13 protein-coding genes are annotated in these 17,191 nt (G+C 74.6%); 10 read left to right on the top strand and 3 right to left on the bottom strand.

Translation table 11 applies throughout. The features are described from left to right. Positions 1-54: 54 nt before the first annotated feature. Positions 55-1,230 carry a glycosyltransferase gene (locus BMZ16_RS06630; protein ID WP_089798850.1) on the bottom strand — a complete coding sequence of 392 codons (1,176 nt, stop codon included), beginning with the start codon at positions 1,228-1,230 and terminating at the stop codon, positions 55-57. Between the two features lie 193 nt (positions 1,231-1,423). On the opposite strand from BMZ16_RS06630, the gene BMZ16_RS06625 reads away from it, so the two are divergent. From BMZ16_RS06625 to treZ, 4 genes are all read left to right on the top strand, one after another. Beyond that, a complete protein-coding gene (locus BMZ16_RS06625; protein ID WP_089799902.1) occupies positions 1,424-2,215 on the top strand; it encodes a transglutaminase-like domain-containing protein in 792 nt (263 codons plus the stop codon). Positions 2,216-2,300: 85 nt separating this feature from the next. After that, positions 2,301-4,493, top strand: a complete 2,193-nt coding sequence (gene glgX / locus BMZ16_RS06620; protein WP_089798849.1) for a glycogen debranching protein GlgX — start codon at positions 2,301-2,303, stop codon at positions 4,491-4,493. Then, on the top strand, positions 4,490-7,009 hold the full coding sequence (treY, locus tag BMZ16_RS06615; protein ID WP_089798848.1) for a malto-oligosyltrehalose synthase: 2,520 nt from the start codon (positions 4,490-4,492) through the stop codon (positions 7,007-7,009). Before glgX ends, treY begins: the two co-directional genes overlap by 4 nt. A 7-nt stretch (positions 7,010-7,016) precedes the next feature. Beyond that, entirely contained in the window at positions 7,017-8,810 is a 1,794-nt protein-coding gene (gene treZ / locus BMZ16_RS06610) for a malto-oligosyltrehalose trehalohydrolase (protein ID WP_089799900.1), read from the top strand. A 25-nt stretch (positions 8,811-8,835) separates the two neighbouring features. On the opposite strand, the gene zapE is transcribed toward treZ, so the two are convergent. Next, entirely contained in the window at positions 8,836-9,912 is a 1,077-nt protein-coding gene (gene zapE, locus BMZ16_RS06605; protein ID WP_369822495.1) for a cell division protein ZapE, read from the bottom strand. A 347-nt stretch (positions 9,913-10,259) separates the two neighbouring features. Here zapE and BMZ16_RS06600 point away from each other — a divergent pair, with 347 nt between their 5' ends. The 6 genes from BMZ16_RS06600 to cobA are packed head-to-tail and all read left to right on the top strand — an operon-like array spanning position 10,260 to position 16,398. Further along, a complete protein-coding gene (locus BMZ16_RS06600; protein WP_089798847.1) occupies positions 10,260-11,930 on the top strand; it encodes a nitrite/sulfite reductase in 1,671 nt (556 codons plus the stop codon). Next, entirely contained in the window at positions 11,927-12,088 is a 162-nt protein-coding gene (locus BMZ16_RS19215) for a hypothetical protein (RefSeq protein WP_177199620.1), read from the top strand. The genes BMZ16_RS06600 and BMZ16_RS19215 overlap by 4 nt, the downstream gene beginning before the upstream one ends. Next, complete coding sequence (locus BMZ16_RS06595; RefSeq protein WP_089798846.1) at positions 12,085-12,804, top strand: phosphoadenylyl-sulfate reductase; 720 nt, start codon at positions 12,085-12,087, stop codon at positions 12,802-12,804. Before BMZ16_RS19215 ends, BMZ16_RS06595 begins: the two co-directional genes overlap by 4 nt. Then, positions 12,801-13,745, top strand: coding sequence for a sulfate adenylyltransferase subunit CysD (cysD, locus tag BMZ16_RS06590; RefSeq protein ID WP_089798845.1), 945 nt, complete (start codon positions 12,801-12,803; stop codon positions 13,743-13,745). The genes BMZ16_RS06595 and cysD overlap by 4 nt, the downstream gene beginning before the upstream one ends. Then, complete coding sequence (locus BMZ16_RS06585; RefSeq protein ID WP_089798844.1) at positions 13,745-15,190, top strand: sulfate adenylyltransferase subunit 1; 1,446 nt, start codon at positions 13,745-13,747, stop codon at positions 15,188-15,190. The genes cysD and BMZ16_RS06585 overlap by 1 nt, the downstream gene beginning before the upstream one ends. Continuing rightward, complete coding sequence (cobA, locus tag BMZ16_RS06580) at positions 15,187-16,398, top strand: uroporphyrinogen-III C-methyltransferase (protein ID WP_089798843.1); 1,212 nt, start codon at positions 15,187-15,189, stop codon at positions 16,396-16,398. Before BMZ16_RS06585 ends, cobA begins: the two co-directional genes overlap by 4 nt. Here cobA and BMZ16_RS06575 read toward each other — a convergent pair. Further along, positions 16,389-17,108: a YoaK family protein gene (locus BMZ16_RS06575; protein WP_089798842.1), complete on the bottom strand. Its 720-nt coding sequence runs from the start codon at positions 17,106-17,108 to the stop codon at positions 16,389-16,391. The two genes, cobA and BMZ16_RS06575, sit on opposite strands and share 10 nt — an antisense overlap. Positions 17,109-17,191: the final 83 nt, after the last annotated feature.

The following is a 17,191-nucleotide window of genomic DNA, read 5'->3' as shown; positions in this document are numbered from 1 at the left end:
TCGGCGTGCACCGATCCTGCGGCCCGCGGGGGCCGGGCGCACGCGGGGAGGGCGTCAGACGGACTCGCTCGACGGTGCGGGCGGGGCGACCGCCTGCTGCGCCTCCCGCTCGACCAGCTGCTCACGCCGGCTCGACGCGCGCGGCCGGTACACGACGCGGGAGTGGAACGTGAAGCGGACGACGAAGGCGACCGCGATGGTGATCGCCGTCGCGAGCACCGCGGCCACGTGCATCGTGTTCACCAGCAGGCCGACCAGCGGCAGCCGGACCATCGTCTCGACGTTGTTGAACACGAACGACTGCGCGAACCGCGCCCCCACGCCCTTGCCCTCGTGCCGCAGGTCGCGGAACACGAAGCGCTCCTGCAGCAGGAAGTTCCCGGCGATCGTCACCTCGGCTGCGACGATCGCGGCCAGCAGCCAGTGCGCCCCCAGGCTCGTCATGGCCGCGACGATCCCGATGTTGGCCAGCGCCCCCAGGCCGCCGATGATCGCGAACCGCGACATGCGCCCGAACCGCAGGCCGGCGAGCTGCCACATGAAGTGGACGCCCTGGGCCAGGTTCGCCTTGGACGCGCCGGCGTAGCGCTCGCCGAACACGAACGGCACCTCGACCACCCGCATGGGGTGCCGCGCGAGGATCTCGAGCAGGATCTTGAAGCCGCGCGGGCGCAGCGTGTCGAGGTCGACCGCGGCGCGGCGCACGGCGAAGAACCCCGTCATGGGGTCCGAGCAGTCGCGCAGCCGCACGGGGAACATGGCGCGCGTGACCGCCGTCGAGGTCGACGACACGGCCTGGCGGACCACGCCCGAGAGCCCGGCGCTGGAGCCGTCCCCGATGTACCGCGAGGCGACGGCGACGTCCACGTCCGGCTCCTGCACCCGCGCCAGCAGCGTGGGGATGAGCTCGGGCGGGTGCTGCAGGTCGCCGTCCATGACGAGCACGTAGGGGGTCGTGGTGGCCCGCACCCCCGCGAGGACCGCACCGCCCAGGCCGCCCTCGGGCGTCTCGCGGTGGATCACCCGCACGGGCAGCTCGGCGGTGGTGGCGGCCGTGCGGACCACGTCCGCCGTGTCGTCCGTGGAGTCGTCCACGAAGAGCAGGTCGACGCCCAGCCCCCGGGTCGCCTCCCCGACGCGACGCACCAGCTCGGGCACGTTCGGGGCCTCGTTGAACGTCGGCACGATCACGGTCAGCACCGCTCCCGCGCGATCCGGCGCTCCGTCCATGTGCACCTGCCTCCGGTCTTCCGACGACGCCCCGTCGCGTCGCAGAACGTCCTGCCACGGTAACCGACACGATCTGCCGCGCCGAGCCACTCACCCGGGCTAAACGCTTCAGCAGCGCGCCGCCGCACGGTCGGCACAAACTCCCACGAACCCTGACGAGACAAGCGTGCACCCGGCTGCCACGATGACGCACGTGCATCGCGACATGACCGCTCGCCTGGTCCTCGACGTCACCTCCCCCGCGCGCCTCGTCCTCGAGATCGCCGTCTCCCACCGGCACGACCCGGTCGAGGAGCTGAGCATCCTGTCCGGCGGTCGCGCCGTGGTGCCGCGCGAGGTCGTGGACCCGCACGGGTCCCGGCTCCACGTCCTCGACGTCCAGCCCGGACAGCTCACCGTGGACTACCGCGCGAGCGTCACCGGACGGGCCGAGCCGGAGCCCGGCGACCCCTCGGACGAGCTGCTCTACCTGCGGCCGTCCCGCTACTGCGAGTCCGACACCCTCGCCCCGACCGCGCGGGCGGAGTTCGTCGGGCTGGCCGGCGTCGAGCTGCTGGGGGCCGTCAGCTCGTGGGTCGGCACGCGGCTCGCGTACGCCCCGGGCTCCAGCCTGCCGACGGACGGCGCCGTGCGCACGCTCCTCGCCCGGCGGGGCGTCTGCCGCGACTTCGCGCACCTCGTCGTCGCCCTGCTGCGCGCGCTCGACGTCCCCGCCCGGCTGGCCGCGGTCTACGCCCCGGGCCTGGACCCCATGGACTTCCACGCCGTCGCGGAGGCCTACGTGGAGGGTCAGTGGCGCGTGCTCGACGCGACCACGCTCGCCCCGCGGTCGAGCCTCGTGCGCATCGCCACCGGCCGCGACGCGTCCGACACGGCGTTCCTGTCGGTGCACCGCGGCACCGCGACGCTGCGTGAGCTGCAGGTGTCGGCCGTGGCCGACACGCTGCCGGACGACGACGTCCGGGAGCTCGTGTCGATCGGGTGAACGGGGAGGCCACCGGCGTCCGGACGTGATCTGCGGCACAGCGGCTCAGCGAGCCGATCCGATACCTCCCTGGCACGCTTTCGCCATGCAGACCTGGCCCGGACGCCCCTACCCGCTCGGCGCGACCTACGACGGCACCGGCACCAACTTCGCCATCTTCTCGGGTGTCGCGGAGCGCGTCGAGCTGTGCCTCATCGACGACGACGGTACCGAGACGCGGGTCGACCTGCCCGAGGTCGACGCGTTCGTGTGGCACGGCTACCTCCCCTCGATCGCCCCCGGGCAGCGCTACGGGTACCGCGTGCACGGCCCGTACGACCCGGCGGCCGGGCACCGCTGCGACCCCTCGAAGCTGCTGCTCGACCCGTACGCCAAGGCCATCGACGGGCAGGTCGACGGCGACCCGTCGCTGTACTCGTACGCGTTCGGGGAGCCCGGCACCCGCAACGAGACCGACTCGGCGGGCCACACGATGACCTCGGTCGTGGTGAACCCGTTCTTCGACTGGGGCCACGACCGTCCGCCGGAGCACCAGTACCACGAGTCGGTGCTGTACGAGGCGCACGTCAAGGGCCTGACCCGCCTGCACCCGGCGGTCCCCGAGGAGCTGCGCGGCACCTACGCGGCGCTCGGGCACCCGGCCGTCATCGAGCACCTGTCGGGGCTGGGCGTCACCGCGGTCGAGCTCATGCCGGTGCACCAGTTCGTCAACGACCCGTCGCTGCAGGAGCGCGGGCTGTCGAACTACTGGGGCTACAACACGATCGGGTTCTTCGCGCCGCACAACGGGTACGCGTCGATGGCCGGCAGCGGGCAGCAGGTCCAGGAGTTCAAGCAGATGGTCAAGGCGCTGCACGCCGCGAACATCGAGGTGATCCTGGACGTCGTCTACAACCACACCGCGGAGGGCAACCACCTCGGTCCCACGCTGAGCTTCCGCGGCATCGACAACGCGAGCTACTACCGGCTCGTCGACGACGACCAGTCCCACTACTTCGACACGACGGGCACGGGCAACTCGCTGCTCATGCGCTCCCCCGCGGTCCTGCAGCTCATCATGGACTCGCTGCGGTACTGGGTGACCGAGATGCACGTCGACGGGTTCCGGTTCGACCTGGCCGCGACCCTCGCCCGGCAGTTCCACGAGGTGGACCGGCTCTCGGCGTTCTTCGACCTCGTGCACCAGGACCCGGTCATCTCCCAGGTCAAGCTCATCGCCGAGCCCTGGGACCTCGGCGAGGGCGGCTACCAGGTCGGCGGGTTCCCGCCGCTGTGGACGGAGTGGAACGGCAAGTACCGCGACACGGTGCGCGACTTCTGGCGCGGGGAGCCCTCCACGCTGGGGGAGTTCGCGAGCCGGCTGACGGGATCCTCCGACCTCTACGAGCACACCGGACGCCGCCCGATCGCCAGCGTCAACTTCGTCACCGCGCACGACGGGTTCACGCTGCGCGACCTCGTGTCCTACAACGAGAAGCACAACGAGGCGAACGGCGAGGACAACCGGGACGGCGAGAGCCACAACCGCTCGTGGAACTGCGGCGTCGAGGGGCCGACGGACGACCCGGCGATCCTGGCGCTGCGGGCCCGCCAGCAGCGCAACTTCCTCGCGACCCTGCTCCTGTCGCAGGGCGTGCCGATGATCGCGCACGGCGACGAGCTGGGGCGCACGCAGGGCGGCAACAACAACGGGTACTGCCAGGACGACGAGATCACGTGGGTCGACTGGCACCTCGACGACGAACGGCAGTCGCTGCTGGAGTTCACGCGTCGGCTCGTCCACCTGCGCCGCGACCACCCCGTGTTCCGACGGCGGCGTTTCTTCGCCGGCGCGGCGGACCACGGCGGGCAGTCGGACCTGCGCGACATCGCGTGGATGACCCCGACAGGTGGACCCATGTCCGACGACACGTGGAGCGCGGAGCACGCGTTCGCGGTCATGGTGTTCCTCAACGGCGACGCCATCGACGAGCCGGACCTGCGCGGCCAGCAGGTGATCGACGACTCGTTCCTGCTGCTGTTCAACGGGCACTGGGAGAAGCGGCAGTTCCAGCTGCCGGGCACGGAGTACGGCGCGGTGTGGACGGCGGTGCTGGACACCGACACCCAGGTGCGCCCGGGCCGCGAGGTCAGGGCGCGGGGCCGGGTCACGCTCGCGCCGCGCTCGATGGTGCTGTTCACGCGACCCCCGGAGCAGGAGACGCCGTCGGCGTCCGGCAGCGGGTCCGCCGCGACCGCCGCACGCGAGGCGAGCAGGCTCGGGAGGGAGCACGTATGAGCGACCAGCCCGTCGAGCGTGCCCTGCCGGAGCGGCGCTCGGTCCGTCCCGGGCACCGTGTCCCCGTCTCCACCTACCGCGTGCAGCTCGGGGAGGACCTGACGTTCGACAACGTGGCGGCCCGCGTGCCGTACTACGCGGGCCTGGGCGTCACGCACGTCTACCTGTCCCCCGTGCTGGCTGCGGCCCCCGGGTCGACGCACGGCTACGACGTGGTCGACCACGACACCGTGTCACCGGTGCTGGGCGGCGAGCGGGGGCTGCGCCGGCTGGCGGACGCGGCGCACGCGGCCGGGCTCGGGCTCGTGCTGGACATCGTGCCCAACCACATGGCCGTGCCGACCCCCGCGTGGCACAACCGGGCGCTGTGGTCCGTGCTGACCGACGGCCCCGCGTCGCCGTACGCCGCGTGGTTCGACGTCGACTGGTCCGCCGGGGACGGTGCCGTGCTGATGCCGGTCCTGGGCGACCGGATCGGGGCCGTGCTCGCACGCGACGAGCTGCAGCTCGTCGAGGAGGACGTCCCCGGGGTCGGGACGACCACCGTGCTGCGGTACCACGACCATGTCTTCCCCGTGCGCGCCGGCACCGAGCAGCTGCCGCTGGCCGAGCTCGTGGAGCGGCAGCACTACCGCCTGGCGTACTGGAAGGTCGCGGACGAGGAGCTGAACTACCGGCGCTTCTTCGACGTCGGCACCCTGGTGGCGGTCCGCGTCGAGGACCCCGAGGTCTTCGACGCGACGCACGCGCTGGTCCTGCGCCTGCTCCGCGAGGGCGTCGTGGACGGCCTGCGCATCGACCACCCCGACGGGCTCGCCGACCCGGCCGGGTACCTCGCGCGGCTGCGCGAGGCGACCGACGGCGCCTGGGTGGTCGTCGAGAAGATCCTCGCCGGCGAGGAGGAGCTGCCCGACGACTGGGCCACGGCCGGCACCACGGGCTACGAGGCCCTGTGGCGCGTGCAGCAGACCTTCGTCGACCCCGGCGGTGCGGCGGTGCTGGGCTCGGTCATGCACCGCCTGACGGGCGACGTGTCGGACGCGTTCGACGAGGTCGAGGAGACGGCCAAGCGCGAGGTCGTCGACGGGCCCCTGTACGCGGAGGTCCACCGTCTCACCAACCTCGCGGCCGAGATCTGCCACGAGGACCTGCGGCTGCGCGACCACACGTGGCGCGCGCTGGAGGAGTGCCTGGTCGAGCTGCTCGTCGCGTTCGACCGGTACCGCGCGTACGTCGTGCCGGGCGAGCCGGCGCCGCCCGTGTCGGCGTCGGTGCTGACCGCGGCCGCCGAGCGGGCCCGCCGTCGCCTCGGCGTCGACCGCGAGGCGACCATGGCCGTCCTCGTCGACCTGCTGCTCGGCCGCGAGGCGGGCTCCGCGGGCCGCACGCGCGACCCCCGCCGTGACGAGCTCGTCGTGCGGTTCCAGCAGACGTGCGGGGCCGTCATGGCCAAGGGCGTGGAGGACACGGCCTTCTACCGGTGGACGCACCTGGTCGCGCTGTGCGAGGTCGGCGGCGAGCCGGTCCGGTTCGCCACCACCCCCACCGACCTGGCCGCGTGGGCCGCGCGGACGCAGGCGGGCGCGCCGTTCGGCATGACGACGCTCTCCACGCACGACACGAAGCGCGGCGAGGACACCCGGGCGCGCCTCGGCGTGATCTCCGAGCTGCCGCGCGAGTGGTCGACGCTCGTCGAGGAGCTGCGGCGGGCGTCCGCGCCCTACCGCGGGACGCTGCTCGACGGCCGCACCGAGTACCTGCTCTGGCAGACGCTGGCCGGCACGTGGACCGACGACGGGCCCATCGAGGAGGACCGCCTGCTGGCGTACCTCACCAAGGCCGTCCGCGAGGCCAAGTCGCACACCACGTGGACGGCGCCCGACGAGGCGTACGAGCAGACCGTCCTGTCGGCCGCCCGGCAGGCCCGCACCGACCCGGTCGTGCTGGGGCTGCTCGGCGACTGGGACCTGCGCACCCGCGAGGCGGTGCGTGCGGCCACGCTCGGCACCAAGCTCGTGCAGCTCACCCTGCCGGGCGTCGCCGACGTCTACCAGGGCACCGAGGTGCCGACGCCCACCCTCGTGGACCCGGACAACCGGCGCCCGGTCGACGCGGCCGCGCTGGCCGCACGCCTCGCCCGGCTGGACGAGGGCGCCGGGCCGCGCGGCCTGGCGGACGAGAAGCTGCTGGTCACGTCCCGGGCGCTGCGCGTGCGGCGGGACGTGGCCGACGCGTTCGTCGGGCCGCAGGCCGGGTTCGTGCCGCTGCCGCACTCGTCGGGCCACACCATGACGTACGCGCGCACCGCGGGTGGCGACCCGCGCGTCGTCGTCGTCGCGACCCGGCTGGCAGCCGCGGTCGAGCGCCTCGGCGGCTGGGCCGACCACACGGTGGCCCTCCCCGACGGGACGTGGCACGACGTGCTGAGCGACCGCGCTGTCGGCGGTGGTGTGCAGCGCGTGGGCGAGGTGCTCGAGCGGCTCCCGGTGGCGCTGCTCGTGCGGGAGGGGGTGTGAGGTGACCCTGACACCGCGCCTGTGGGCGCCGTTCCCCGACCGCGTCGAGCTGGTGCTCCCGGCCGACGACGGCCGCCTGCCGCTGCGCGCCGAGGACGACGGCTGGTGGACCGCCGACGTCGAGCTGCCCCACGGCACCGACTACGCGTTCTCGCTCGACGGCGGCGACCCGCGCCCCGACCCGCGGGCGCCCCGGCTGCCCCACGGGGTGCACGGCGCCGCGCGCGTCTTCGACGCCGACCGGTTCACCTGGACCGACGCCGGGTGGAGCGGGGTCGACGTGCGCGGGGCGGTGACGTACGAGCTGCACGTGGGCACGTTCACGCCGCAGGGCACGCTCGCCGCGGCGGCCGAGCGCCTCGAGCACCTCGTCGAGCTGGGCGTCGACGTCGTCGAGCTCATGCCCGTGGCGGCGTTCAACGGCCGGCACGGCTGGGGGTACGACGGCGTCGCGCTGTACGCGGTGCACGAGCCGTACGGCGGCCCGCGGGCGCTGCAGGAGTTCGTCGACGCCGCCCACGCGCACGGGCTGGCGGTCTGCCTCGACGTCGTGCACAACCACCTCGGCCCCTCGGGCAACTACCTGCACGAGCTGGGCCCGTACTTCACCGACGCGCACCACACGCCCTGGGGCCAGGCCGTCAACCTCGACGGCCCCGGCGCGGTGCACGTCCGCCGGTGGATCTGCGACTCGGTGCTGCGCTGGGCGCGTGACTTCCACGTCGACGCGTTCCGCCTGGACGCGGTCCACGCGCTGCGCGACGACTCCCCCCGGCACCTGCTCGCGCAGCTCTCCGACGAGGTCGCGGAGCTGGCCGAGGAGCTCGGGCGGCCGATCGGGCTGGTCGCCGAGTCCGACCTCAACGACGTCGTGACGCTGGACACGACCCAGGACGGCGGCTGGGGCATGACGGCCCAGTGGGCCGACGACGTGCACCACGCCGTGCACGCGCTGGTCACGGGTGAGCGGCACGGCTACTACGTGGACTTCGGCTCCCCCGAGACGCTGCGCACGGCCCTGACCCGGGTGTTCGTGCACGACGGGGGCATGTCGACGTTCCGCGGCGAGCCGTGGGGTTCCCCGGTCCCCGACGACGTCGACGGGCACCGCTTCGTCGTCTTCGCGTCGGACCACGACCAGGTGGGCAACCGTGCGCTCGGGGACCGCCCGTCGGCGCGGCTCGACCCCGGCGGGCTGGCCGCCCAGGCCGCGCTGGTCCTGCTCTCGCCGTTCACGCCCATGCTGTTCATGGGCGAGGAGTGGGGGGCCCGCACGCCGTGGCTGTTCTTCACCGACCACCCCGAGCCCGCGCTGGCCGAGGCCGTCCGTGAGGGCCGCACCCGCGAGTTCGGCGGGCACGGCTGGGTCGACCTGTACGGCGGCCCCGTCGACGTCCCCGACCCGCAGGACCCCGCGACGTTCACCGCGAGCGTGCTGGACTGGTCCGAGCCGGAGCAGCCCGACCACGCGCGGCTGCTCGAGTGGTACCGCGTGCTCGTCGCGCTGCGCCGGTCGGTCCCGGACCTGGCGTCGGGCGACCGCCACCACACCTCGCTCGACGTGCTCGACCCGCCGTCGCCCACCGACGCCCCCGGGTGGCAGGGGGCCCTGGTGCTGCACCGGGGTGACGCACGCGTCGTCGTGAACCTCGCCCACCAGCCCGTGGCGGTGCCGGTCGCGGCGTCGCACCCGCTGCGCGTCGTCGCCGCGTGGGACGGCGGGGCGGTGCACGCCCCCCACTCCCCCGGCGAGCCGCTGGTGGTGGACGTACCCGCACGCTCGGTCGTCGTGCTGGTCTGACCGTCGCGGCGGGCGTCGCGGCCGGTCAGTCCCGCACGACCAGGGCCGCGCCCTCACCCGCGAGCGCGCCGAGGCGGGACAGCGCCCGGTAGTACTTCTTGCGGTAGCCCCCGGCGAGCATGTCGGGCGTGAACAGGTCGGTGCCGTCCGTGGCGTCGGACCCGGACCCGCCCGCCAGCACGACCGGCACGTCGCGGTCGTACAGCCGGTCCACGAGCACGACGAGGCGCAGGGCGACGTCCTGCGCCGTCACCTGGTGCACACCGGTGAGCCCGACGAGGTCGATGCCGTCCAGCAGCGCGCCGTAGCGGCTGGGGTGGACGGTCGCGAGGTGCTCGAGCAGCGTGTCCAGGTCGTCCAGCGTGGCCCCCGGGTGGGCGGTGACCACGGCACGCACGTCCTGGGCGGACAGGGTGACGGCGTGCGTCGTGACCGCCCGGTGCCGGTGGTCCTCGCCGTCGATGCGCAGCACCTCGAAGCGGGCGGCCAGCGCCTGGATCTCGCGCAGGAAGTCCTCGGCGGCGAACCGCCCCTCGCCCAGCGACTCGGGCAGCGTGTTGGAGGTGGCGGCGATCGCCACGCCACGGTCCGCGAGCTCCCGCAGCAGGCGGGACATCATCACGGTGTCGCCCGGGTCGTCGAGCTCGAACTCGTCGATGCAGACCAGGCGCTTGGCAGCCAGGGCGTCGACGGTCGCGGCGAAGCCCAGCGCCCCCACGAGGTGGGTGAGCTCGACGAACGTGCCGTACGCGGTGCGCTCCGTACCGACGGCGTGCGCGAGCGAGGCGAGCAGGTGGGTCTTGCCGACGCCGAACCCGCCGTCCAGGTACACCGCCGGCGCCTGCGCGGCGGCGCGTCGCCGCCACCACGCCCCGCCGCTGCGCGTGGGGCCGCTGAGCGCGGCCGCGACCTCGCGCAGCCGGTCGAGGGCCTCCCGCTGCGACGGGTGCGCCGCGTCCGGCTCGTACGTGTCGAACGACTCGCGCGCGAAGTGCCGCGGCGGCACGAGCTCGGCGAGCAGCCGCGCCGCGGGCACCCGGGGGTGACGGGCCGTCAGGGAGTCCGGGCGTGCGCTCGGCGCGACGGGGTCGGGGGTGGTCACGGGGGACGACGATACGTCCCACGACACGGCCCGGCCCGGCAGGTCCGCACGAGGCGCGGGCGCGACGTCCTGGACGTCTGTCCGCATGTCGATCACGCATCTCGGGATCCGGACACACCCTGCCGATTCACCCGGACGCGTGTCACGCTCGTCACGTGAACCTCCCCGGGACCTGCCGTCTGTGTCGGTGCTGTCGCGCCGCCGCGGTCCCGTGCGCCTGCTGTCCGCGGACCCGCTGACCAGCCCCGTTCCCCTCGACGGGCGCGTGGTCCGCGCCCGTCGTCCACGACCTTCGTCGTGCGCGGACGCGTGAGCACGCCCCCCAGCACCCCGGAGGTGGCGCCCCGATGGCGCAGACCACGTCACGTCCCCCGCTCGCCCCGCCCGCCAAGCGCCCCGAGGGCCAGTGGGCCTTCGACCAGCGCGACCCGCTCAACGCCAACGAGGCCCTCAAGCAGCAGGACGACGGCCTCAACGTCCGGCACCGGATCGAGACCGTGTACGCCCGCGAGGGCTTCGCGTCCATCCCGGGCGACGACCTGCGCGGCCGCATGCGCTGGTGGGGGCTGTACACGCAGCGCCGGCCCGGCATCGACGGCGGGCGCACCGCCACGCTCGAGCCGCACGAGCTCGAGGACGAGTACTTCATGCTCCGCGTGCGGTGCGACGGCGGCTCCCTCGACCTGCGCCAGCTGCGCACCGTCGCCGGCATCTCCCAGGAGTTCGGCCGCGGGACGGCCGACATCACCGACCGCCAGAACGTGCAGCTGCACTGGATCCGCATCGAGGACGTCCCGGAGATCTGGCGCCGTCTCGAGGCCGTCGGCCTGACGACGCAGGAGGCGTGCGGCGACGTGCCGCGCGTCATCCTGGGCTCGCCGGTCGCCGGCGTCGCGGCCGACGAGATCATCGACGGCACCCCCGCCGTCCGGGCGATCCGCGAGCGGTACATCGGGGACCCGGCGTACTCGAACCTGCCGCGCAAGTTCAAGACCGCGATCAGCGGCTCCCCCCACCAGGACGTCGCGCACGAGATCAACGACGTCGCCTTCGTGGGCGTCGTGCACCCCGAGCTGGGCCCCGGCTTCGACCTGTGGGTCGGCGGCGCCCTGTCGACCAACCCCATGCTGGGCAAGCGGCTGGGCGCGTTCGTCACGCTCGAGCGCGTGCCCGAGGTGTGGAGCGGCGTCGTCGGCATCTTCCGCGACTACGGCTACCGCCGCCTGCGGACCCGCGCACGCCTGAAGTTCCTGCTCGCCGACTGGGGACCGGAGCTGTTCCGCCAGGTCCTGGAGACCGAGTACCTGGGGTACGCGCTGCCCGACGGCCCGCCTCCCCCGCCGCCGCCCACCGGCAACCGCGACCACGTCGGCGTGCACCCGCAGAAGGACGGCCGGTTCTACGTGGGGGCCGCCCCCACCGTCGGACGCGTCTCCGGGCCGGTGCTGACGGCGCTCGCCGACCTGGTCGAGGAGGCCGGGTCCGAGCGGGTGCAGCTGACCACCGAGCAGAAGCTCGTCGTGCTCGACGTCGAGCCGCAGCGCGTCGACACCCTGGTGGACGGTCTGGAGTCGCTGGGCCTGCGGGTCCGCGGCGCCTCGACGTTCCGGCGGGGCACGATCGCCTGCACCGGCATCGAGTTCTGCAAGCTGGCGATCGTCGAGACCAAGGCGCGCGCCGCGGCCCTGGTCGGCGAGCTCGAGGAGCGCCTGCCGACGTTCGACCAGCCCCTCACCATCAACGTCAACGGCTGCCCCAACTCCTGCGCGCGCATCCAGACCGCGGACATCGGCCTCAAGGGCGCGCTGGCCGGCGGCGAGGAGGGCTACCAGGTGCACCTCGGCGGCGGCCTCGGCCTGACCAGCGGGCTCGGGACCACGCTGCGCGGGCTGCGGGTCCCGGCCTCCGAGCTGCCCGACTACGTCGAGCGGGTCACCCGGCGGTTCGACGAGCAGCGCGCACCCGGTGAGCTGTTCGCGCAGTGGGTGCACCGTGCCGCCGAGGAGGACCTGCGATGAGCGAGCAGACCGGCGGGCAGCGGGCGGTGCCGTACTACTGCCCGTTCTGCGCGAGCGAGGACCTGTGGCCGGCCGGGCAGACGCACGGGCAGTGGGAGTGCCGCACGTGCGCCCGGGCGTTCGCGCTGCGGTTCGTCGGCCTCGTGGGCGTCTCGTGAGCACCGCGACGCACCGGGCGCCCGACCTGTCGCCCGACGCGCTGCGTGCCCTGGCCGAGCAGGCGGGCCGGGACCTCGAGGGGTCGCACCCCGCCGACGTGCTGCGCTGGGCGCGCGGCGTGTTCGGCGACGACCTGGTGGTCGCCTCGTCGATGGGCGACGAGGTGCTCGTCCACCTCGCCGCCGCCGCGGCGCCCGGCATCGACGTCGTCTTCCTCGACACCGGGTACCACTTCGCGGAGACCATCGGCACGCGCGACTACTACGCGGACTTCACCGACGTGAGCCTGCGCACCGTCCTGCCGCTGCGCACGGTCGCGGAGCAGGACGCCGAGCACGGCCCCCGGCTGCACGACCGCGACCCGAACCTGTGCTGCGCCCTGCGCAAGGTCGAGCCCCTCGAGCGGGCGCTCGCGCCGTACACGGCGTGGGTCACCGGCATGCGTCGCGAGGACGCCCCGACCCGCACGGACATCACGGTCGTCGGCTGGGACGCCCGCCGCGGCAAGGTGAAGCTCAACCCCCTGGCGGCCTGGTCGCAGGACGACGTGGCGGCGTACGTCGCCGAGCACCACGTGGTGCTCAACCCGCTGCGCGAGCTCGGGTACACCTCGATCGGCTGCGCGCCCTGCACGCGGGCGGTCGCCCCGGGCGAGGACCCCCGCGCAGGCCGCTGGGCAGGCACGAACAAGACGGAATGCGGGCTGCACACATGACGACGACGTTCCCCACCGACACCCCGGCCGCCACGGCGGCCGGCCCGACCACGCCGACGCAGCTCGACGCCCTGGAGTCCGAGGGCGTCCACGTGATGCGCGAGGTCGCCGGCGAGTTCGAGCGGCCCGTGCTGCTGTTCTCCGGCGGCAAGGACTCGATCGTCATGCTGCACCTGGCGCGCAAGGCGTTCTGGCCCGCGCCGGTGCCGTTCCCGGTCATGCACGTCGACACGGGCCACAACTTCCCCGAGGTCATCGCCTACCGCGACCGGGTCGTGGCCGCGCTGGGGCTCCGGCTCGTCGTGGCGAGCGTGCAGCAGGCCATCGACGACGGTCGCGTGACCGAGCGCCCGGGCGCGTCGCGCAACCCGCTGCAGACCGTGCCGCTGCTCGACGCGATCGCGGCGCACCGGTTCGACGCGGTCTTCGGCGGCGGGAGGCGCGACGAGGAGAAGGCCCGCGCCAAGGAGCGCATGTTCTCCCTGCGGGACGAGTTCGGGCAGTGGGACCCCCGCCGCCAGCGCCCCGAGCTGTGGGACCTGTACAACGGTCGGCACCGGCCCGGTGAGCACGTGCGCGTGTTCCCGCTGTCGAACTGGACCGAGCTCGACGTGTGGCGGTACGTGGAGCGCGAGGGCATCGAGCTGCCGAGCATCTACTTCAGCCACGAGCGCGACGTGTTCGCCCGCGACGGCATGTGGTTGACGGCGGGCACCTGGGGCGGCCCGCGACCCGACGAGACCGTCGAGCGGCGCCGGGTGCGGTACCGCACGGTGGGCGACATGAGCTGCACGGGGGCCGTCGACTCCGTGGCCGCCGACGTCGCCGACGTCATCGCGGAGGTCGCCGCCAGCCGCCTGACCGAGCGCGGTGCCACGCGCGCGGACGACCGGGCCTCCGAGGCCGCCATGGAGGACCGCAAGCGCGAGGGGTACTTCTGATGGGCACGCACGCACCGGGCCTCACCGGGACCCGACCGACCCCCGCCGCCGACGTCCACGCGCGGCGCGACCTGCTGCGCCTGGCCACGGCGGGTTCCGTCGACGACGGCAAGAGCACCCTCATCGGCCGCCTGCTGTACGACACCAAGTCCGTCCTGGCCGACCAGCTGTCCGCCGTCGAGCGGGCGACGGCGGCCCGGGGCGGCGAGGGCGCGGCCGTGGACCTCGCGCTACTCACCGACGGCCTGCGGGCCGAGCGGGAGCAGGGCATCACGATCGACGTGGCCTACCGGTACTTCTCGACCGCGCGCCGGGCCTTCGTGCTGGCCGACACGCCCGGCCACGTCCAGTACACCCGCAACATGGTGACGGGCGCGTCGACCGCGGAGCTCGCGATCGTGCTCGTCGACGCCCGCAAGGGCGTGCTCGAGCAGACGCGGCGGCACGCGGCCCTCACGGCGCTGCTCGGCGTGCCGCACGTGGTCCTGGCGGTCAACAAGATGGACCTCGTCGGGTTCGACGAGGCGACGTTCCGCACCATCGCCGCGCAGTTCACCGAGCACGCGCGCGTCCTGGGCCTGCCCACGGTGCACGCGGTGCCGCTGTCGGCCCTCGAGGGCGACAACGTCGTCAGCCGGTCCGCGCGCACCGACTGGTACGACGGCCCCACGCTCCTCGAGCTGCTGGAGCAGGTGCCCGTGGCACGGGACGCGACGGGTGAGCCGCTGCGCCTGCCCGTCCAGTACGTCATCCGTCCACGGACGGCCGAGCACCCCGACTACCGCGGGTACGCCGGCCGGGTCGCCTCCGGGGTGGTGCACGTCGGTGACGAGGTGCGCGTGCTGCCGTCGGGGCGTACCAGCCGCGTGGTGGCCATCGACACGTTCGACGGCCCCCTGCAGGCCGCCGACGCCCCGCGGTCGGTGACCGTGCGGCTCGCCGACGACCTGGACGTGGCGCGTGGCGACGTGCTGGTCCCCGCCGCCGAGCACGTCACGGTCGGCCAGGACCTGGTCGGGACCGTGTGCTGGCTCACCGAGCGCCGCTCCGTGCCCGGCTCCCGGGTGCTGGTCCGCGTCGGCACCCGCACGGTCCGGGCGCTGCTGCGCGAGGTCGACGCCCGGCTCGACGTCGACACGCTCACGGTGGAGCGGTGGGACCCCGTGGACACCCGGCACACCATCGACGCGACCGACACGTCGACGCAGGCGGCGCCCCCGGCGCTCGGCCTCAACGCGATCGGGCGGGCGCGCCTGCGGCTGGCCGAGCCGGTCGTGCTCGACGACTACGCGACCCACCGCCGCACGGGCGGCTTCCTCGTGGTCGACCCGACGGACGGCTCGACGCTGGCGGCGGGCATGATCGGGCCGACGCTGCTCGACCGGCTCGTGCCGGTGCGCACCGGCGAGCGCGACGACGACTGGCTCGCCGGGGCCGGGATATGAGCCCGCGGCACCCGCTGCTGCTCGACCTCGCCGGTCGGCGGGTCGTCGTGGTGGGCGGCGGCCCCGTCGCGGCGCGCCGCACCCGGGGGCTCCTGGCGGACGGGGCCGACGTGCACGTCGTCGCGCCCGCGCTGTGCGAGGACCTCGCCGACCTCGCCGCCGCCGGTGCCCTCACCTGGTCGGCGCGCGAGTACGCGCCCGGGGACCTCGACGGCGCCTGGCTCGTGCACACGGCGACCGGGGAGCGTCGGACGGACGACGCCGTGGCCGCGGACGCCGAGCTGTCCCGGACCTGGTGCGTCCGGGCGGACGACGCCGCGGCGTCGTCCGCGTGGACACCGGCGGTCGCCCGCGCGGGCGACGTGACCGTCGCGGTGAGCGCGGGCGGCGACCCCCGACGGGCCGTGGCCCTGCGCGCGGCCGTGCAGGTGCAGCTCGACACGGGCGGCCTGCCGCTGCGCCGGCGCCGCGCGGGCCGCGGGCACGTCACGCTGGTCGGCGGCGGGCCGGGTGACCCCGGTCTGATCACCACGCGCGGCCGGCGTGCGCTGGCCGAGGCCGACGTCGTCGTCGTCGACCGGCTGGCGCCGCGCGCGCTGCTCGACGAGCTCGAGCCGGACGTCGAGGTGGTCGAGGCCGGCAAGGCACCGCACGCGCACACGCTGACGCAGACCGAGATCAACCGGCTGCTGGTGGACCGGGCCCGCGCCGGGCAGCACGTGGTGCGCCTCAAGGGCGGGGACCCGTTCGTGCTCGGCCGCGGCGGCGAGGAGCTGGCCGCGTGCCGGGCGGCCGGTGTCGACGTGACGGTCGTGCCCGGGGTCACCAGCGCGATCGCGGTGCCCGGGGCTGCCGGCGTCCCGGTGACGCACCGGGACGTGGCACGTCAGGTGACGATCGTCTCGGCGCACGACGCGGAGACGGACTGGGAGACGCTCGCCCGCCTGCGGGGCACCCTGGTGCTGCTCATGGGGGTCGGGCGCCTGGGCGAGCACATGGCCCGGCTGGCGTCGCACGGGCTGGACGCGGGCACACCCGTCGCCGTGGTCGAGGACGGCACGCTGCCGAGCCAGCGCACGACGCTCGGCACGGTCGGGGACATCGCCGGGCGCGCGCAGGCGGTGGGTGTGCGCAACCCGGCCGTCGTGGTGGTGGGGGCCGTCGCCGAGCTCGCCACCACGCTGGGGGGCGTGGCCGCTCAGGGGTGAGGCGCCGGTGCGTCGTCCCGCTCGACGCGCGCCGCGCGGGCCAGCACGACGACCGCGGCGACCCGCAGGAGCACGGAGCCGGCGAGCGCGACCGGCGCCGTCAGCTCGCGGACCAGCACCGCACCGAGCGCCGCACCCGCCACCAGCGCCACCACCGCCAGCGCACGGTCCCGCTGGACGTGCCGCGGGCCGCGCGGCGCACCCGCGACGCGACTGTCCCGGCCCAGGTTCACCAGGGTGCCGGTCACCACGACCGTCGTGATCTCGGCGTTGCCCAACGGCTTCACGGCGGCCGCCTGCACCCCCGACAGACCGGCCAGCAGCCCGGTCGTGACCAGCACCGTCGTCTCCCCGAGGCGGGGCACCGCGAGCCAGGCCCCGCCCACGAGGACCGTGGCGGCCGTCAGTGCCGCGATCGTGACGACGGTCGCCCGGGGCACGACCGAGGACGACGTGTGGGGCACCGCGCGTCCCCCCACCACCGCGCCGACGAGGAACGCGCCGAGCGCGACCACCGTGCCGGCCAGCGGCACGTCGCCGGTGCCCGCGAGCGCGAACCCGAGGAAGAGCACGTTGCCGGTCATGTTCGCGGCGAACGCGTGGTCGAGGGCGAGGTAGGTGACCGCGTCGAGCGCGCCGCTCGCGGCGGTGAGCAGGAGCAGGGCGGCGCTGACCGCCTCCCGCCGTGCCGTCGCGCCGTCTCCTGGCATCGCTGCTCCCCCGTCGGCGCCGGTCGGGCGGCACGTGCTCCGTCCTCGACGGTGCCACGCCGGACCCGCCGGCGCACCCGGTC

This window comes from Cellulomonas sp. KH9, assembly GCF_900114185.1.
GTDB lineage: Bacteria > Actinomycetota > Actinomycetes > Actinomycetales > Cellulomonadaceae > Cellulomonas.
Note: the sequence above shows the minus strand (reverse complement) of the source record. Positions and strands in the feature narration are given on the sequence as shown.

Bases quoted from the DNA above. Each gene is read 5' to 3' on its own strand.
- BMZ16_RS06630 (WP_089798850.1), bottom strand. From the start codon at position 1,230: ATGGACGGAGCGCCGGATCGCGCGGGAGCGGTGCTGACCGTGATCGTG.
- glgX (WP_089798849.1), top strand. From the start codon at position 2,301: ATGCAGACCTGGCCCGGACGCCCCTACCCGCTCGGCGCGACCTACGAC.
- treY (WP_089798848.1), top strand. From the start codon at position 4,490: ATGAGCGACCAGCCCGTCGAGCGTGCCCTGCCGGAGCGGCGCTCGGTC.
- BMZ16_RS06600 (WP_089798847.1), top strand. From the start codon at position 10,260: ATGGCGCAGACCACGTCACGTCCCCCGCTCGCCCCGCCCGCCAAGCGC.
- BMZ16_RS19215 (WP_177199620.1), top strand. From the start codon at position 11,927: ATGAGCGAGCAGACCGGCGGGCAGCGGGCGGTGCCGTACTACTGCCCG.
- cysD (WP_089798845.1), top strand. From the start codon at position 12,801: ATGACGACGACGTTCCCCACCGACACCCCGGCCGCCACGGCGGCCGGC.
- BMZ16_RS06585 (WP_089798844.1), top strand. From the start codon at position 13,745: ATGGGCACGCACGCACCGGGCCTCACCGGGACCCGACCGACCCCCGCC.
- cobA (WP_089798843.1), top strand. From the start codon at position 15,187: ATGAGCCCGCGGCACCCGCTGCTGCTCGACCTCGCCGGTCGGCGGGTC.
- BMZ16_RS06575 (WP_089798842.1), bottom strand. From the start codon at position 17,108: ATGCCAGGAGACGGCGCGACGGCACGGCGGGAGGCGGTCAGCGCCGCC.